This window comes from Mesorhizobium sp. LMG 17147 (genome assembly GCF_024297145.1).
In the GTDB taxonomy this organism is placed as follows: domain Bacteria; phylum Pseudomonadota; class Alphaproteobacteria; order Rhizobiales; family Rhizobiaceae; genus Mesorhizobium.
Window position 1 is genome coordinate 1 of the sequence record NZ_JANCTC010000011.1, and the last position, 16,355, is coordinate 16,355.

Here is a 16,355-nt window from a genome sequence, read left to right on the forward strand (position 1 = left end):
CGAAGTCACAGGCGATGGCCATGCCGAATTGCTCGACGATGGCTCCATCGAAATCACGTTTGCCTATCACAACGGCGATGAGGTCATCCTCAAGGCCGCGCGACATACTTCTTCAACAGCCTGCTAGAACAATTCCAGGAAAAGTGTGGAACGGTTTCCGTCCGGAATTGCGCAGGAGCAAAGAGGGAGAGCAGCGATTGGCCGCTCTCCGAAAAGGTCACGCTGTACCGAAGGCGCTGGCGCCATGGTCGGCGCGGCCTACCAACTGCCGGAACCCGGCGAAAAGCTCGCGGCCGAAGCCGAATTCATTGCCTATGAGGTCGCTGTCGGCGGGCCGGCGCAGGGCAAAGTCGCCGGCCGGCACCAGCACTTCGAGAGTCCCGGCCTCGGCGTCGAGCCTGATGATATCGCCGTCATGGATCCTGGCGATCGGCCCGTCCTCCGCCGCTTCCGGCGTCACGTGGATCGCCGCCGGCACCTTGCCTGAAGCGCCCGACATGCGGCCGTCGGTGACCAGCGCCACATGCTGGCCGCGGTCCTGCAGGATGCCGAGCACGGTGGTCAGCCTGTGCAATTCTGGCATGCCGTTGGCCTTCGGACCCTGGAACCGAATGACGGCGATGAAGTCGCCGGTCAGCGACCCCGCCTTGAACGCCTCGTTCAGCCCTTGCTGGCTGTCGAACACCTTGGCCGGCGCCTCGATGATGCGCCGCTCCGGCTTGACCGCCGATGTCTTGATGACGGCGTGGCCGAGATTGCCTGAAAGCACTTTCAGCCCGCCGCTCGGCTGGAACGCCTTCTTGAACGGTGCCAGCACCTTCTCGTCGCCGCTTTGGCGCGGGGAGGCCTCGCGCACGACGCCGCCGTCTACACCGAGCTTGGCCTCGACCGCGTAGGGGCGCAGCCCTTCGCCCCACACAGTCTGCACATCCTCATGCAGGACGCCCGCGTCGAGCAGTTCGCGGATCAGGAAGCCGAGCCCGCCGGCGGCGTGGAAATGGTTCACATCGGCAAGGCCGTTCGGATAGACCCGCGCCAGCAGCGGCACCGCTTCCGAGATATCGGAGATGTCCTGCCAGGTAATGGCGATGCCGGCCGCCGCTGCCATGGCGATCAGGTGGATGGTGTGGTTGGTCGAACCGCCGGTTGCGTGCAGGCCGACGATGCCATTGACGATCGAGCGCTCGTCGATCATCCGCCCGACTGGCGTGTAGGCGTTGCCGAGCGCGGTGATCGCCAGCGCCCGCTTCGTCGCTTCCCTGGTTAGCGCGTCGCGCAACGGCGTGCCGGGATTGACGAAGGAAGCGCCAGGCGTGTGCAGGCCCATGATCTCCATCAGCATCTGGTTGGAATTGGCGGTACCGTAGAAAGTGCAGGTTCCCGGCCCGTGATAGGATTTTGATTCCGCTTCGAGCAGTTCGGCCCGCCCCGCCTTGCCCTCGGCATAGAGCTGGCGGATCTTGGCTTTTTCGTCGTTCGGAATGCCGGTCGTCATCGGCCCGGCCGGGATGAAGACCGCCGGCAGATGGCCGAAGGTCAGCGCCGCGATCACCAGCCCCGGCACGATCTTGTCGCAGACGCCGAGATAGACGGCGGCATCGAACATGTTGTGCGACAGGCCGATTGCCGCGGCCATGGCGATCACGTCGCGCGAGAACAGCGACAGCTCCATTCCGGGCTGGCCCTGGGTGACGCCGTCGCACATCGCCGGCACGCCGCCGGCCACCTGGGCGATGCCGCCGGCCTCGCGCGCCGCGTCCTTGATCAGCGCCGGAAATGTCTCGAAAGGCTGATGCGCCGACAGCATGTCGTTATAGGAGGTGATGATACCGAGGTTCGGCACCCGGTCGCCGCCAAGCGCTACCTTTTCGGAAGGGCTGCAGACGGCAAAGCCGTGGGCCAGGTTGCCGCAGGACAGCACGGCCCGGTTGGCGGTGCGGTTCGAGGCTTCGGCGATGCGGCCGAGATAGGCCTCGCGACCGGGCTTGGAGCGCTCACGGATGCGCTGGGTGATGGCTTCGATGTCGCGTCTTGCGGTCATGGCGGTCGGTCCTTTCAGGCGAGGTCCCGCAACACCTTCCGGCTGTTGCCGGGACCTGCAGCCAAGTTGAGATCAGGGTGCCCAGAAAACCTCTACGGGCTTTTGAGTGGCATCGAGCACGGCGCGAATGGGCTTTCGTGTTCCAGTTCCAAGCGCGGCCTCGAATGCGGTGCGTTTTTCCGCGCCCTCGATATGCAGCGCGATGAAGGCGGCATTGATGATCCGCGCCAATGACAGCGTCAGCCGTGGCTCGCCGGCGCTTGCCGCGTGAACCGGAAGCACGATCCTTTGCGACGACGGATCGAGCAATCTTGCCAGGTTGTCGGCATCCGGAAAGAACGAGGCGGTGTGGCCATCAGTTCCCATGCCGAGCACAACGACGTCGAGTGGCCAGGGCAGCACTTGCAGCGCCTCACCGTCGGAGACCGCTGCACCCTCGATACTTGCCGCGGCGCGGTAGAGCGGCACGAAATTCGCGGCCGCGGCCGCGTTCTGCAGCAGGTTGGCGGCAACCAGGCCGGCATTGGAGCGCGGCGATGAGGGCGGCACGAAGCGCTCGTCGACCAATGTTATCGTCACCTTTTCCCAGGCGATCGGAACGGTCGAAAGCGCCGCGAAGAATTTCGCCGGCGTCGTGCCGCCCGAGACCGCGAGCAGTGCCGTGCCGCGCTCGGCGATCGCCTTTGACAGACGGCCGGCGACGTGGCCGGCAAGCGCTGTCGCCAGCTCCTGGCGTCCGGCAAATTCGTGCCAGTTGTAGGCGCCGCCTAATTGCTCTCGTGCCATGTCCGCCCGTCGCGTTCGATCAGCGCAATCGAGGCCGAGGGGCCCCACGTGCCGGCGGTGTAGCCTTGCGCCTCTTGCCTGCCGCTTTCCCAGGCGTCCTGGATCGGGTCGATCCATTTCCACGCCGCCTCGACCTCGTCGCGGCGCATGAACAGCGTCTGGTTGCCACGGATGACGTCCATGATCAGCCGCTCATAGGCATCGGGGGCGCGGCCGTCGAAGGATTGCGCAAAACTCATGTCGAGCGGGATCTGGCGCAGCCGCATGCCGCCCGGCCCCGGATCCTTGATCATGATGAACTGCTTGACGCCTTCGTCGGGCTGCAGCCTGATGACCAGCTGGTTGGCGGAGATCGGCCCGGCGCTCTCGCCGAAGATCGAGTGCGGGATCGGCTTGAATTCGATGACGATCTCCGAAACGCGGGTCGCCAGCCGCTTGCCGGTTCGGAGGTAGAACGGCACGCCCGCCCAGCGCCAGTTGCCGATCTCGGCCTTGAGCGCAACGAAAGTCTCGGTGTTGCTGTTCTTGCCGAGTTCCTCGACATAGCCTTTCACCGGCCCGCCGGCCGAGGCGCCGGCACGATATTGCCCGCGCACCGTGTGCTTCGGCGCTTCGTTGCCGTTGATGCGCTTCAGCGCCCGCAGCACCTTCAGCTTTTCGTCACGGACAGCATCGGCGTCCATCGACGACGGCGCCTCCATCGCGACCAGGCAGAGCAGCTGCAGCATGTGGTTCTGCACCATGTCGCGCAATGCGCCGGCCTTGTCGTAATAGGTGACGCGGTCTTCCAGGCCGACCGTCTCGGCCACGGTGATCTGCACATGATCGACATTGGCGGAATTCCAAAGCGGCTCGTAGAGCGCGTTGGCAAAGCGCAGCGCCATCAAGTTTTGAACCGTCTCCTTGCCGAGATAGTGGTCGATACGGAAAATCTGGCTTTCATGGAAGTCGTCGCCGACCAGGTCGTTGAGCGCGCGCGCCGAAGCGAGATCGCGGCCGATCGGCTTTTCCAGCACGATGCGCGAATTCGGCGTGATCAGCCCGTGCTCCTTCAGCTTGTGCGAGATGTCGCCGAACAGCGCCGGCGCCACCGCCAGATAGAAAGCGCGGATGTGTTCGCTGTCGCCGATCGCCTTCTTCAGCCTGTCGAAGCCGGCACCTGTGGTTGCATCTGCCGGGACATAGGAGAGCCGCGCGAGGAACGTCTTCAGTTCCGTGGCGTCGATATCCTCCGGTTTCACATGATCGGCAATCGCCTGCCTGGCGAACGACTGGAATTCCTCGTCGGTCATCTTCGAACGTGATGTGCCGATGATGCGCGTCGGCTCGGAAAACTGGTGGTCGCGCTGCCGGTGGTACAGCGACGGCAGAAGCTTACGTTCCGACAGGTCGCCGGTGCCGCCGAAAATGATGAAGTCGAAGGGGTCGACGGGAATGATCTGGCTGGTCATGGTCTGTCCGCTGTGACGCCGGTCGCGATAACGCGGCTGATATAATCTAATCGATTTAAACTTGCCAGTGCCATTGCGTCACATCCGCGTGTGCTCTTGACACGGGCGCTAGGCGGAGGCTTGTCGGCAAGCGATGCTTCCGGAACCTTCGCAGGTGCAGCATAGTGCCGGATGGCAGTGAAAGCCAAAGGAGAAATCGTCGATGGACGCACATCTTTCGATGGCCTGGCCAAAGGCGTCGTCGATCGCCTTCAACGATGAGTGAGAAAAGCATGCGCCTGCAAAACAAAGTCGCCATCATCACCGGCGCTGCCTCGGGCTTTGGCGAGGGCATGGCCAGGCGCTTTGCCGAGGAGGGCGCGCGGGTAGTCGTCGCGGATCTGAACGCCAAGGGCGCGGAGCGCGTTGCCGGCGAGATCGGCGAAAAGGCGATCTGGACCCAGACCGACGTCTCGCTGCGGTCCGAATTCGACGACATGGTCCATGCGGCAATGAGCGCCTTCGGCCGCATCGACATCATGGTCAACAATGCCGGTTACACCCATCGCAACGGTGACATGCTGGAAGTCGACGAAGCGACCTTCGACCTGATCACAGCTGTCAACATGAAGGCGATCTACCACGCAGCGCTTGCCGTGGTGCCGGTCATGGACCGGCAAGGCGGTGGCGTCATCCTGACGACGGCCTCCACGGCCGGTATCAGGCCGCGGCCTGGCCTCACCTGGTACAACGCATCGAAGGGCTGGGCGATCACCGCGACCAAATCGATGGCGGTGGAACTCGCGCCGAAGAACATCCGCGTCAACTGCCTCTGCCCAGTTGCCGGCGAGACCGGCATGCTCGCGAAATTCATGGGCGCCGACACACCCGAGATCCGCGAGAAGTTCCGCGCATCGATCCCGCTCGGCCGGCTTTCGACGCCGCTCGATATTGCCAATGCCGCGTTTTGGCTTGCTTCGGACGAAGCGGCTTTCATCACTGGCGTGGCGCTGGAAGTCGACGGCGGACGTTGTATTTGAACGGCCGGGTCGTCAGGCGCAGGACTGGCTGATGGCGAGCCACCCGCGATCGCTGTGCCGGCCTTACGCCCCGGTTTTGACGTAGCTCTTGTACACCCAGCCCCGCTTGCCGTTGTAGACGATCTGGCACCATTGCTTGCAGCTCATCACCTGCACCGAGGTCTTGGCAGGCACGGTGAGAATGGCGGCAGCATTCTTCTTCGGGCCGATCCGCATGGTGACGGATCTCAGGATGCGTCCGGTACCCGCAGTATTGGCTTTTCCGGATTTTGCCTTGGCGCCGTCGCCGTCCTCACTCGCGGACTGCGTTGCCGGTAGTTGCGGCTTGGGTGTCGGGATGGCGGCGGTCTGAGCACCGTCTGGCCCTGTGTTTTTCGTCGAGCTGCCGGGAGCCGCCACTTTGGCAAACAGTGCCGCAGCGTCGGGCTTCGCTGCGGGGTCAGCAAACGCCACCGCGGCGGACGATTTATCGGCCGCCTGCTCGGTCTGGCTTGCCAGTTGGTCGGATGCTGCCGTGGCGGCGGCCGATGCCGTCTTTGGCCCCGTCCAGCGCGGATCGTTGGGAGCCAGAGCCGGTATCTCGGCTTCCGCAGCGGCAACCGCCGGGGAAACCGCATCTGCCTTGCCCGTCGTCCGCGGCGCCGCAGCGACCTTGGCAGGCATGATCTTTGTCGTCTTGACCGGGATGGTCGGAACGATCTGCTCAGGGCTTGCGGCCGCTTGTCGCTCATTTGCCGGCAATGCCAGCCATAGTGCCACCGCGGCAACGCCGAGCAGTGCGGCCGTGCCAAGCGCGGCGATTACCAGATGCGCGTTCGACCGGACCCCATGCCAGAACGTCGGCCGCATATCGTAACCGAATTGCATCGCAAGGCGCCGTCGTTCCGGCGCGCCGAAACTGAAGGGCTCTCTCACTCTTGCCACCTCCATTTGCGGGCCGATGTTCTTACGACCCCTTGCCGGAGAGCCGGCATTTCGATCGGCATCGGTCCCAAACCAAAAGCGGGCAAGCCCGCAAAATACCCCGTTCAGCTGCCCACGAGCATCATCTTTCGCCCGCGATTGTGGCATCACTGCGCCCTTGGCGGGAATTCTGCGCCCAGGTTAAGGATTCCGCAACGTCTGGTTAAATCCTGTCCCGCAACGCGTACCAGTTGAGCGCAAGAAAGAGCAATGGCGCGCGCAAACGCCGGCCGCCGGGGAAGGGAGGAATTTTCAGGTCCTCGATCAGCTTCAGCCGGTCGCGGTTGCCGGCGACCGTCTCGGCATAAAGCTTGCCGAAAAAGTTCGACAGCATGACGCCATGGCCGGAATAACCGCCGATCGAGATCACATTGGGCATCACTTCGCGCACGAATGGCTTTCTCGGCACGGTGATGCCGACATAGCCGCCCCAGCCATGGGTGATCTCGACGTCCTTCAATGAGGGATAGATCTCGGCGATCTGCCGGCGGATGTGGATGTGGATGTCCTTGGGATCGTTGACCGCGTAGATCTCGCGCCCGCCAAACAGCAGCCGCCCATCCTTCGATTTGCGGAAATAGCGCACGACGAAGCGCGAATCGTCGACCGCCTCGCCACCCGGCAACACTTTGGAATCGGCTCCCAGCGGCACCGTTGCACCGATGAAGGAGCCGATCGGCATGATATGCGCGGCACTCACCGGTTCGAGCGTGCCGCCATAGGCGTTGACCCCGATCAGGCATTTAGCGGCGGTAATCGTGCCCTTCGGCGTCGCAACCCTGACCTTGCCGCCGCCGGAGGTGATGCCGGTCGACGGCGTCTGCTCGAAAAGCTTTGCGCCGGCCTGTGTCGCGACTTTCGCGGTGCCGATCACCAGCTTCAGCGGATGGATGTGGCCGGTGCCGGTATCGCGGGTGCCGCCGAAATAATGCGTCGAGCCGAGCCGCTCGGCAGTCTCCGCGGCATCCATGAATGAGATGTGCGGATAACCGAACCGGTTTGCCATGATCTCGGCATGAGCCTTGTAGTCGTCGACATAGCGCTTCTTGTGCGCCACCGACATTTGGCCGGGCATATAGTCGATCTCGATCTGGTTGACCGCGGCGAAGTCGAGCAGATGCGCCTTGGCCTCTTCGGCCAGGTCGAACAGCGCCTTGGCGCGGGAAAAGCCGTATTCCGCTTCCAGCTCCTCTGCCCAGGCCCGCTGTCCGGTGCCGAGCTGGCCACCATTGCGGCCCGATGCGCCGTCACCGAAACGATGCGTTTCGATAAGCACGACATCCGCGCCTGTCTTGGCGAGGTGAGCCGCCGCCGACAGGCCGGTAAAGCCGCCGCCGACAATCACGACATCGCATGTCCGGTCGCCGTCGAGCGCCGGATATTCGGGCCTTGGCCCGGCGGTGTCTTCGTACCAGGAGCGGCCGGGGGAGATTGGGGATTGGTAGGGCATGGTGCTCGGAGTGGGGGAGTAGGGGAGTAGGGGAGTAGGGGAGTAGGGGAAATAGGCGCTTTAATCGGCTGAAAGTTTGCGAATTAGAAGTCGAAGAAGCTTTCCGACGCTTTCGGTACTCGCCAATAGTGAGGCCGCCGTTGCTTTTTGCGCGATGCCGGTACGCTCGGCTATCAGAAGCTGAGTTTCCAGTTCCTTCAATGATCCTTGAGCGATACGGAGAAATTGTTGATAGGAGCCTCGGATCTCTCTGCCATATCCCTCCGCAATGTTCGACGGCACCGAGCTTGCAGCGCGCCGCACTTGGCTGGTCAGTCCATAAAGTTCTTCCTTGGGCCACGATTTCGTCGCGCCGTAAACCGCCACCGCAAGGTCCATTGCCTGTTGCCAGACTATCAAATCCTTGTAGGAACCCGTTTTCTCAGCCATTCGTCCCTACTCCCCTACTCCCCTACTCCCCTACTCCCCTACTCCCCTACTCGCCTACTCCCCTACTACACATTCAGCAGCAAATACTCCCTCTCCCACGGGCTGATCACTTCCATGAAGGTCTCGAATTCCGCTCGCTTGATCGCCGCATAGGTCGCTGCGAAGGATTTGCCGAGGAGGGCGCAGAGTTCCTCGTCGGCCTCGAACAGGTCGACGGCTTCGAGCAGGCTGCGCGGCAGGTCGATCTGGTCCTCGTTGGCGGTCGTCAGAACCGGCGGCTCGGCCTGGATCTTGTTGGTCATGCCGATCAGCCCGCAGGCGAGCGATGCCGCCAGCGCCAGATAGGGGTTGGCGTCAGAGGAGGGAATGCGGTTTTCGACGCGCCGCGCCGCCGGGTCGGAGCGGGGCACGCGGAAGGCCGTGGTCCGGTTATCGTAGCCCCATTTGTTGTTGACCGGCGCCGAGGCCGACTGCGTCAGCCGCCGGTAGGAATTGACGTAGGGCGCAAACATCACCAGCGCGTTCGGCACATGTTTCTGCATGCCGCCGATGAAGTGGAAGAAGGCGTCGGTCTCCGAGCCGTCCTCCGCCGAAAAGACGTTCTTGCCGGTCTTCTTGTCGATGATCGACTGATGGATATGCATGGCGGAACCGGGCTGGCCCTGGATCGGCTTGGCCATGAAGGTGGCGTAGATTTCGTGCTTCAGCGCCGCCTCGCGGATGGTGCGCTTGAACATGAACACCTGGTCGGCGAGCTCGATCGGGTCGCCGTGACGCAGATTGATTTCGAGCTGGCCGGCGCCCTCCTCGTGGATCAGCGTGTCGATCTCCAGGCCCTGGCTTTCGGAGAAATGATAGATGTCGTCGATCAGTTCGTCGAATTCGTTGACCCCGGCGATCGAATAGCCGGCGCCGCCGCCGATCGGCCGCCCGGAGCGCCCGACAGGCGGGGTGAGCGGGTAGTCCGGATCGGGGTTCTTGCGCACCAGGTAGAACTCGATCTCGGGCGCCACGACCGGTCTCAGCCCGCGTCTGTCATAAGCGGCGAGCACGCGCTTCAGCACGTTGCGCGGCGTGAACTCGACCGAGCGGCCGTCCTGGTGGACGAGGTCGCAGATAACCGCCGCCGTCGGGTCCTCCTCCCACGGCACCACGGTCAGCGTCGAGAGGTCGGGCATCAGCTTGAGGTCGCCATCGTCCTCCGGATAGTGGAAGCCGTTGCCGTCCTCCGGATAGCCGCCGGAAATCGTCGTCATGAACACCGCCGAAGGCAGTGCCAGCGAGGTATTGGAGGTGAATTTCTTCGATGGCATCATCTTGCCGCGCGCAACCCCGGCCTGGTCGGGCGTGATGCATTCGATGTCTTCGATGCCGCGCCATTGTAGCCAGGCGCTGACTTCTTTCCAGTTCTTGACGCCACGTTGGTTTTTCACGAAGGCAGGCGTGCGGGCGCGTCCTCCGCGGCTCGACGGACGGACTTCCTTTTTTGCAGGCGGCATCAATCACCAGATTTGTTGCAGATTGTGGAGTATAGCTGTTGCCGACGACGGAAGGGAAGGGGAGCTGGCTGGCATGCGCCTCGATAATCGGGGAAACACAACGACTTCCGGATAAAGGCCTCTTGGTCTAGGGTCGGCCTCCCGCGACGCTGCAATTAATGGGCCGCATGCAACACAGCCGCAAACTGACGACGATCGGCTTCGACGCCGATGACACGCTGTGGCAGAATGAACAGTTCTTCCGCATGACCGAGACGCGCTTTGCCGCACTGCTCGCCGATCACGCCGAGGAGGACCGGATTTCAGCAAGGTTGTTGGAGGCCGAGAAGCGCAACCTCGCGGTCTACGGCTTCGGCATCAAGGGATTTACGCTGTCGATGATCGAGACGGCTATCGAGGTCACCGAGGGCCAGGTGCCGGCCTCAACGATCGCCGAAATTCTCGCCGCGGGCCGCGAGATGCTCAGCCATCCGATCGAGCCGCTTCCGTATGCGCGCGAGACCGTGGAAAAGCTGGCCGGCGCCTACCGCCTGGTGCTGATCACCAAGGGCGACCTGTTCGACCAGGAACGCAAGCTGGCGCAATCCGGACTGGGAGCGCTGTTCCATGCGGTCGAAATCGTCAGCGACAAGAGCGCTGCCACCTATAGCCGCATCTTCAGCCGCCACGGCGATGGCCCGGAAAAGGGCATGATGGTCGGCAACTCGCTCAAATCGGACGTCGTGCCGGCCATCGAAGCCGGCAGTTGGGGCATCCACGTGCCGCATGAACTGACCTGGGTGCTGGAGCATGTCGAGCCGCCGGTCTCAGCACCGCGCTTTCGCCAGATAGCCAATCTCGGTGAACTGCCAGGCCTGATCGAGCGTATCGGCGAGATTGATTGATCAGGTCTGCGGTCGGCGCGTCGCCGTAGAGGTCAGTTGCGGCCGACCCCGACCAGCCGGTCAATCACCGGCTGCAGCCGTTCGGTGGTGATCGGCTTGACGACCACCACATCGACGACGCTCGACAGGCCCAGGCTCTCCGGAGTGCCGGTCTTGACCGAAAGCAGGATCACCGACGGAAGCGATCTGCCTGACGCCCTTCGCAGTGCATCGATACCCGACAGCAAGGCGTCGCAGTCCCCGTTCTCCGCGCCGCCGTCGAGAACGACAGTCCCGGGTATCAGCGCCTGCAAGGCCTTTGCCGCGGTTTCGGGAGTTTCCGAGATCGGTTTGAGGCCGGACCGCTCCACGATTTTTGAAACCACGACGCGGTTGATCGGTGATTTTCCGACCACCAGCACCCGCGAGAAATCCGGCAGCATCCGCGTCTCCATGTCCCGGCTAACGAAAGGCGGCTGTTTTGCAGGCTCGATATCGCGATTCGCTGGGCACATGGCGGGGCAGGCCGTTGTTCAACATTTCAATGCAGGGTTGAAACTCGAGCGGTAATTGGCGTGAGATCACTGCTCATGTCAAGCTCAAATGGCATATCAGGAGAATATCGCAAGAAACATTAAAATTAAAATTAAGTGCTTTCTTTGTCGCCGCCCGAAGGAGAAGTTGCCACCACAACGGGGCAGGCTCCAGTGAACTTGAGCTTTGCAGCGCGAACGCACCAACTCGCAGCCGTAGCCGGGTTGACGAAAGATTGGATGAAGGCGAGGCAGGTCTGTCGCGAGCTTGTCGTATCGTCTCGGCGGACTACCCTTCCTCGTTGGCTAAGCACGTCTCTTTGATCGACGGGAGATGACAATGGAACTCGTGACTCACAAGAAATTCAAAAATGGCCGGTTGATGCCGTGGGGAAAGGGTACGGTCGTTACCGGCGCAAAGGGGTTTGTCTATCTTTCCGGAAACACCGCGACCGTCGAGGACTACGATCCGATCGGCAAAAGCGGCGGCGGCGCCGTCGGCGGTGCGGCCGCGCAGTGGCGCGAAATTCTCACCAACATCAAATCAGACCTGGAAGAGCTTGGCACTGCGCTCGACCATCTCATCAGACTGACCTTCTTTGTTAAGGGGCCATTTCCCGATGGCGGCGTTCTGAGCTCTCCCAATTTTCGCCTGGACGTCCTGGACGAATTCTTTGCCGAGCACTGCCCGAAGCACTGCAGCTACAACAACCCGCCGCCCTCGGAAGTTATCGGCGTTGCAGCACTTGCGCAGCCTGATCTTGTCATTGAAATCGTTGCACTAGCGGCTCTGCCGGACTAGGCAGAGCCGCGGCGTGCGGGGTGCGATAACATGCGCTCAAAAACGGCGCGGTGCGGTAGAATTCATCAGTCGTGGCTCCGTTGCGTGACGATGACCGGGATCAGCAGGTCGCCCCAGTTGCCGTCGCCGCCATGGTGCCGTGCCGAGCGCACCAGTTCGACCGAGACGCCGGCCTCGACCGCCTTCATTACCGACTGATTGAGCCTGTGCAGATCGTTCGCCAGCATTCGGATGGTCGCCTGCTGGTCGACATTCATGCTGGTGGCCTGCTCTTCGGCCCGTTCCTTGACGCGGCTTATCGATGCCATTGGTCTTTTCCCTGTGTTGCCATGCCTGTTGTGTTGCCATGCCCGTTTGGGCGTTCCCTCTGTTTGTCTGCTATTCCGCCGCCGGCCTGAATTGGGCGTGCTCGGTCGATCCATGCATGGCCGTGGTCGAAGACTGGCCACCGGTGATCGCCATCGAGACGGCGTCGAAATAGCCGGTGCCGACCTCGCGCTGGTGCTTGGTGGCGGTGTAGCCATAGGCTTCCGCGGCGAATTCCGCCTCCTGCAGTTCCGAATAGGCTGCCATCTGCCGCTCCTTGTAGCCGCGGGCGAGCTCGAACATGCCGAAATTGAGCTGGTGGAAACCGGCCAGCGTAATGAACTGGAACTTGTAACCCATGGCGCCGAGTTCCTTCTGGAACTTCGCAATCGTCGCGTCATCGAGATTCTTCTTCCAGTTGAAAGACGGCGAGCAATTATAGGCAAGCAGCTTGCCTGGATGATGCTTGCGCACGCCCTCGGCAAACGTCCTGGCCTGCCCCAGATCGGGCCTGGAGGTCTCGCACCAGATCAGGTCCGCATAGGGCGCATAGGCGACGGCACGGGCGATGCAGGGCTCGATGCCGTTGCTGACATGGTAGAAGCCCTCCGCCGTACGGCCGGCACCATAATCGACGAAGGGCCGGTCGCGTTCGTCGATGTCGGAGGTCAGGAGCTTTGCCGCTTCCGCGTCGGTGCGCGCCACGACCAGTGTCGGCGTGCCCATGACGTCGGCGGCAAGGCGCGCCGCGTTGAGATTGCGGATGTGTGCGGCGGTTGGGATCAGCACCTTGCCGCCGAGATGGCCGCATTTCTTCTCCGAAGCCAGCTGGTCCTCGTAATGGACGCCGGCCGCACCCGCCTCGATGAATGCCTTCATGATCTCGAAGGCGTTGAGCGGCCCGCCGAAGCCGGCTTCCGCATCGGCGACGATCGGCGCGAACCAGGTGTCGACCGACAGCCCCTTGCCTTCGCAAGTCTCGATCTGGTCGGCGCGCTGCAGGGTGCGGTTGATGCGCTTGACCAGTTCGGGCGCCGCATTGGCGGGATAGAGCGACTGGTCCGGGTACATGGCGGAAGCGGTGTTGGCATCTGCGGCGACCTGCCATCCCGACAGATAGATCGCCTTCAGCCCGGCCCGCACCTGCTGCATCGCCTGGTTGCCCGACATGGCACCCAGCGCGTTGACGAAATCCTCTTCATGGATGAGCTGCCACAGCCGGTTTGCCCCCATTTCGGCGAGGCTCTGCCGGATCTGCACCGAGCCGCGCAGCCGCTTCACCTCCTCCGGCGAATAAGGCCGTTCGATGCCATCAAAGCGGCCTTGCGGCGCCGACGGAACAAGATTGTAAAAGTCGGTCATTGGTCACTCCAGGCGGGTTTGATGCCGGTTTTCGGATGGCGTCGCAGAGGGAAAAATGTGTGCGCCATGTGTGAGATCATTTACACACCGGCACGACGCAAGCGAGGTAAACCTCCAGATTAGCCAGAAAATAAGAGAAAACCTGTGTTGTGTTTGACTAATGAGAGCGGTAAATCTGTCATGGTTGTAAAGGCCGCCATGCCATCGGCGGATGTAAATTCTGTCAAGGGCAGTCGATTGGCCGACCATAAAATCTTCGCCGGGCCGCGCATTCGTCGCATCCGCAACGCCAAGGGGCTAACCCAGACGGCGATGGCCGAAGGGCTCGGCATCTCGCCGTCCTATCTCAATCTCATCGAGCGCAACCAGCGGCCGCTGACGGTGCAGTTGATCCTGAGGCTGGCATCCGTCTACAAGGTCGACCCGCACGAACTGCAAGGCGAGGCGAGGGGGTCGGTCGCCGATTTGAAGGAAGTGTTTTCAGATCCGTTGCTGGCCGGCGAACTGCCGGGCGACCAGGAACTCATCGAGCTTGCCGAGGCGGCGCCCAACGCTTCCGCCGCTGTGATAAAACTGTTTCGCGCCTATCGCGAGCAGGCCAAGCGATTATCGGATCTCAACGAGCTGCTCGCGCGCGAGGGCAAGGCCACCGCACTCTCCGGTGCCCGGCTGCCGATCGACGAGGTGCATGAGATTTTCGAACGCCGGCCGAATCATTTTCCCGCGCTCGAAGAGGAAGCCGAGGCATTCACGTCGGTGCTCGATCCCGGCGACGATCTGTTCAGTGCGTTGAAGGCTTGGCTGCGGCGTGAATTCGGTATCGTCGTCAAGGTACTGCCGGTCGCCACCATGCCCAACTGGCGCCGTCGCTATGACCGTCACTCGCAACGCCTGTTCCTGTCCGAGCGCCTGTCGCCATTCGATCAGTTGCGCGAGGTGGCTATGGAGGCCTGCCTGATCCGCATGAGCGTCGCTGTCGCCGCCGAGATCCAGGCGCTGAAGCTGACCACGGACGAAGCCCGCCGGCTGGCGCGTTTCGAGCTCGGCCGCTATGCCGCGCACGCGCTGATGATGCCCTATCAGCCTTTTCACGCCGCTGCGGTCCGCACCCGCTACGACATAGACATGTTGCGGTCGCGCTTCGGCGTTTCCTTCGAGCAGGCGGCGAACCGGCTGGCCACGCTGCAGCGGCCGGGTGCGTCAGGTGTGCCGTTCTTCATGCTCGAGGTCGACAGTGCCGGCAATCGGTTCCGCAAGGCGGGCAGCCACGGCTTTCCGCAAAGCCGCTTCGGCGGCGGCTGTCCGAGGCTGCCGGTCCATGCCGCCTTCGCCCAGCCCGGCCAGATCCTGGTCGAGGCGGTGGAAATGCCGGACGGTGCAGCGTTTCTCTGCATTGCCCGCACGCTCGAGGGGCCGCAGGGCTCGTTTGCCGAGCGGCCGCGCCGCACCGCGCTGCTGCTCGGCTGCGACATCGGTTTTAGCGACGAGGTCGTCTATGGAGCGGCGTTGCCGAGGCCAGCTGCCATCGGCAAGACCGGACAGAGCGCCACGGCGACGGCGACGCCGGTCGGCCCTGCCTGCCGGCTGTGCGAGCGCATCGGTTGCCTCGCCCGCGCCGAGCCACCCGTTACACGCCCGCTCGGCCTCGATGAGATGGTGACGGGGCTGTCGGCATTCGATTTTCAGTGATTCGGCTCCAGCAATATTGCGGCTGAATCTTCGACCGAAGAACCTCATCTGTTCCTGCGGCGGCAACCAGTAAGCTGGTTCGCAGCTGCCGGCCAAAATATTGGTTCAGCCAAAATATTGATTCAGCCGAATATTGATTCAGCATTGACAGTACGGTATCAAAAAAAAGAACTGCGCAACGGTCGGGGGATCAATGACGGGCAGGACAGTTTTTTGGCTTGGCTTGGCGCTCGCGTTTTCGGTGGCCGATCCCGCATTGGCTGAAAAGTCCTCGGATTTCTTCAAGTCCTATCAACAGTATAATGATGCCGGCAAGGCGTTCCTGGACAAGATCGATCCGAAGACCGGCGCGATAAATCTTGCCGAAGGCATCCATCTCGATCTCAAGGACAAGTTCTATTTTCTGGACAAGAAGGACACGCTCTCCGTCCTCACCGAAGCCTGGGGCAATCCGCCCGACTCTGGTTCCGATGCCCTCGGCATGATCTTTCCAGTCTCCCATGATCCCATTGCCGATAACAATTGGGGGATAGAGCTGCGCTGGGAAAAGATTGGTTACGTCGACGACAGTGACGCCGCGTCCATCGATTACAATGAACTGCTGCGCAACATGCAGTCAGACACTCTGTCCGGCAACGATCAGAGGGTAAAGGACGGCTATGCGCCCATTACGCTGATCGGCTGGGCGTCGCCGCCGGTTTATGACGCGGCCCACAAGCGCCTGCACTGGGCCAAGGAGCTGCAATTTGGGAACGATGCCGCCCATACGCTCAACTACGACGTCCGTTTCCTTGGCAGGGAGGGCGTCTTCGTGATGAGCTATATCGCGACGGTGGAACAATTGCCGGAGATAAGGCAAAGCCTGGATGAAGTGCTTGGCCTCGCGGACTTCAATACCGGCAAGACATACGCCGATTTCGTGCCGGGCGTCGATACCGTTGCGGCGATTGGCGTCGGTGGCCTGATTGCCGGAAAGCTGGCGGCGAAAGCAGGTTTTCTGGTCGTGGCGCTGATCGCGCTGAAAAAGTTTGGCCTGCTCCTGCTGGTTCCGCTGGCCGGTCTCTGGCGCTTTATCCGCGGCAACAGGGGCACGTCGTAAAGCGATCGTCGACAGGTCGCCTCGGATCATCGCCGGGCGAGGGCGAGGCGCCCTCATCAGTGC

The 16,355-nt window shown here is 62.3% G+C and carries 15 protein-coding genes; 5 read left to right on the top strand and 10 right to left on the bottom strand.

The features are described from left to right. Nucleotides 1-217: 217 nt before the first annotated feature. The 3 genes from edd to zwf all read right to left on the bottom strand — a co-directional run bounded on the left by edd (nucleotide 218) and on the right by zwf (nucleotide 4,278). Nucleotides 218-2,041, bottom strand: coding sequence for a phosphogluconate dehydratase (gene edd, locus NMG46_RS19775; protein ID WP_254819277.1), 1,824 nt, complete (start codon nucleotides 2,039-2,041; stop codon nucleotides 218-220). 72 nt (nucleotides 2,042-2,113) lie between these two features. Further along, entirely contained in the window at nucleotides 2,114-2,827 is a 714-nt protein-coding gene (gene pgl / locus NMG46_RS19780; protein WP_254819278.1) for a 6-phosphogluconolactonase, read from the bottom strand. Beyond that, nucleotides 2,809-4,278: a glucose-6-phosphate dehydrogenase gene (zwf, locus tag NMG46_RS19785; protein ID WP_254819279.1), complete on the bottom strand. Its 1,470-nt coding sequence runs from the start codon at nucleotides 4,276-4,278 to the stop codon at nucleotides 2,809-2,811. The genes pgl and zwf overlap by 19 nt, the downstream gene beginning before the upstream one ends. A gap of 272 nt (nucleotides 4,279-4,550) precedes the next feature. Between zwf and NMG46_RS19790 the strand changes: the two genes are divergently transcribed. Further along, the gene (locus tag NMG46_RS19790; protein WP_254819280.1) at nucleotides 4,551-5,297 is read left to right on the top strand and encodes an SDR family oxidoreductase; all 747 of its coding nucleotides are present in this window, start codon (nucleotides 4,551-4,553) and stop codon (nucleotides 5,295-5,297) included. Between the two features lie 63 nt (nucleotides 5,298-5,360). Here the strand turns inward: NMG46_RS19790 and NMG46_RS19795 are convergent, their stop codons facing one another. The 4 genes from NMG46_RS19795 to NMG46_RS19810 all read right to left on the bottom strand — a co-directional run bounded on the left by NMG46_RS19795 (nucleotide 5,361) and on the right by NMG46_RS19810 (nucleotide 9,638). Then, on the bottom strand, nucleotides 5,361-6,164 hold the full coding sequence (locus NMG46_RS19795) for an SH3 domain-containing protein (RefSeq protein ID WP_254819281.1): 804 nt from the start codon (nucleotides 6,162-6,164) through the stop codon (nucleotides 5,361-5,363). Between the two features lie 259 nt (nucleotides 6,165-6,423). Continuing rightward, nucleotides 6,424-7,710, bottom strand: a complete 1,287-nt coding sequence (locus NMG46_RS19800; protein WP_254819282.1) for an FAD-binding oxidoreductase — start codon at nucleotides 7,708-7,710, stop codon at nucleotides 6,424-6,426. A 60-nt stretch (nucleotides 7,711-7,770) separates the two neighbouring features. Then, nucleotides 7,771-8,139: a four helix bundle protein gene (locus NMG46_RS19805; RefSeq protein ID WP_254819283.1), complete on the bottom strand. Its 369-nt coding sequence runs from the start codon at nucleotides 8,137-8,139 to the stop codon at nucleotides 7,771-7,773. A 65-nt stretch (nucleotides 8,140-8,204) separates the two neighbouring features. Beyond that, complete coding sequence (locus NMG46_RS19810) at nucleotides 8,205-9,638, bottom strand: glutamine synthetase family protein (protein ID WP_254819284.1); 1,434 nt, start codon at nucleotides 9,636-9,638, stop codon at nucleotides 8,205-8,207. Between the two features lie 167 nt (nucleotides 9,639-9,805). Here NMG46_RS19810 and NMG46_RS19815 point away from each other — a divergent pair, with 167 nt between their 5' ends. Continuing rightward, nucleotides 9,806-10,522, top strand: a complete 717-nt coding sequence (locus tag NMG46_RS19815; protein ID WP_254819392.1) for an HAD family hydrolase — start codon at nucleotides 9,806-9,808, stop codon at nucleotides 10,520-10,522. Nucleotides 10,523-10,554: 32 nt separating this feature from the next. On the opposite strand, the gene NMG46_RS19820 is transcribed toward NMG46_RS19815, so the two are convergent. After that, on the bottom strand, nucleotides 10,555-10,944 hold the full coding sequence (locus NMG46_RS19820; RefSeq protein WP_254819285.1) for a response regulator: 390 nt from the start codon (nucleotides 10,942-10,944) through the stop codon (nucleotides 10,555-10,557). Nucleotides 10,945-11,374: 430 nt separating this feature from the next. Between NMG46_RS19820 and NMG46_RS19825 the strand changes: the two genes are divergently transcribed. Continuing rightward, nucleotides 11,375-11,836, top strand: coding sequence for a RidA family protein (locus tag NMG46_RS19825; RefSeq protein ID WP_254819286.1), 462 nt, complete (start codon nucleotides 11,375-11,377; stop codon nucleotides 11,834-11,836). Between the two features lie 65 nt (nucleotides 11,837-11,901). On the opposite strand, the gene NMG46_RS19830 is transcribed toward NMG46_RS19825, so the two are convergent. Continuing rightward, a complete protein-coding gene (locus NMG46_RS19830; protein WP_023719402.1) occupies nucleotides 11,902-12,144 on the bottom strand; it encodes a hypothetical protein in 243 nt (80 codons plus the stop codon). Between the two features lie 70 nt (nucleotides 12,145-12,214). Further along, nucleotides 12,215-13,504 (bottom strand): isocitrate lyase, encoded by a 1,290-nt coding sequence (gene aceA, locus NMG46_RS19835; RefSeq protein WP_254819287.1) that lies wholly within the window; start codon nucleotides 13,502-13,504, stop codon nucleotides 12,215-12,217. A 237-nt stretch (nucleotides 13,505-13,741) separates the two neighbouring features. Here aceA and NMG46_RS19840 point away from each other — a divergent pair, with 237 nt between their 5' ends. Both NMG46_RS19840 and NMG46_RS19845 read left to right on the top strand, forming a co-directional pair. Then, the gene (locus tag NMG46_RS19840; protein ID WP_254819288.1) at nucleotides 13,742-15,193 is read left to right on the top strand and encodes a short-chain fatty acyl-CoA regulator family protein; all 1,452 of its coding nucleotides are present in this window, start codon (nucleotides 13,742-13,744) and stop codon (nucleotides 15,191-15,193) included. A gap of 223 nt (nucleotides 15,194-15,416) precedes the next feature. Next, on the top strand, nucleotides 15,417-16,292 hold the full coding sequence (locus NMG46_RS19845; protein WP_254819289.1) for a DUF2167 domain-containing protein: 876 nt from the start codon (nucleotides 15,417-15,419) through the stop codon (nucleotides 16,290-16,292). The last annotated feature ends 63 nt before the right edge of the window (nucleotides 16,293-16,355 follow it).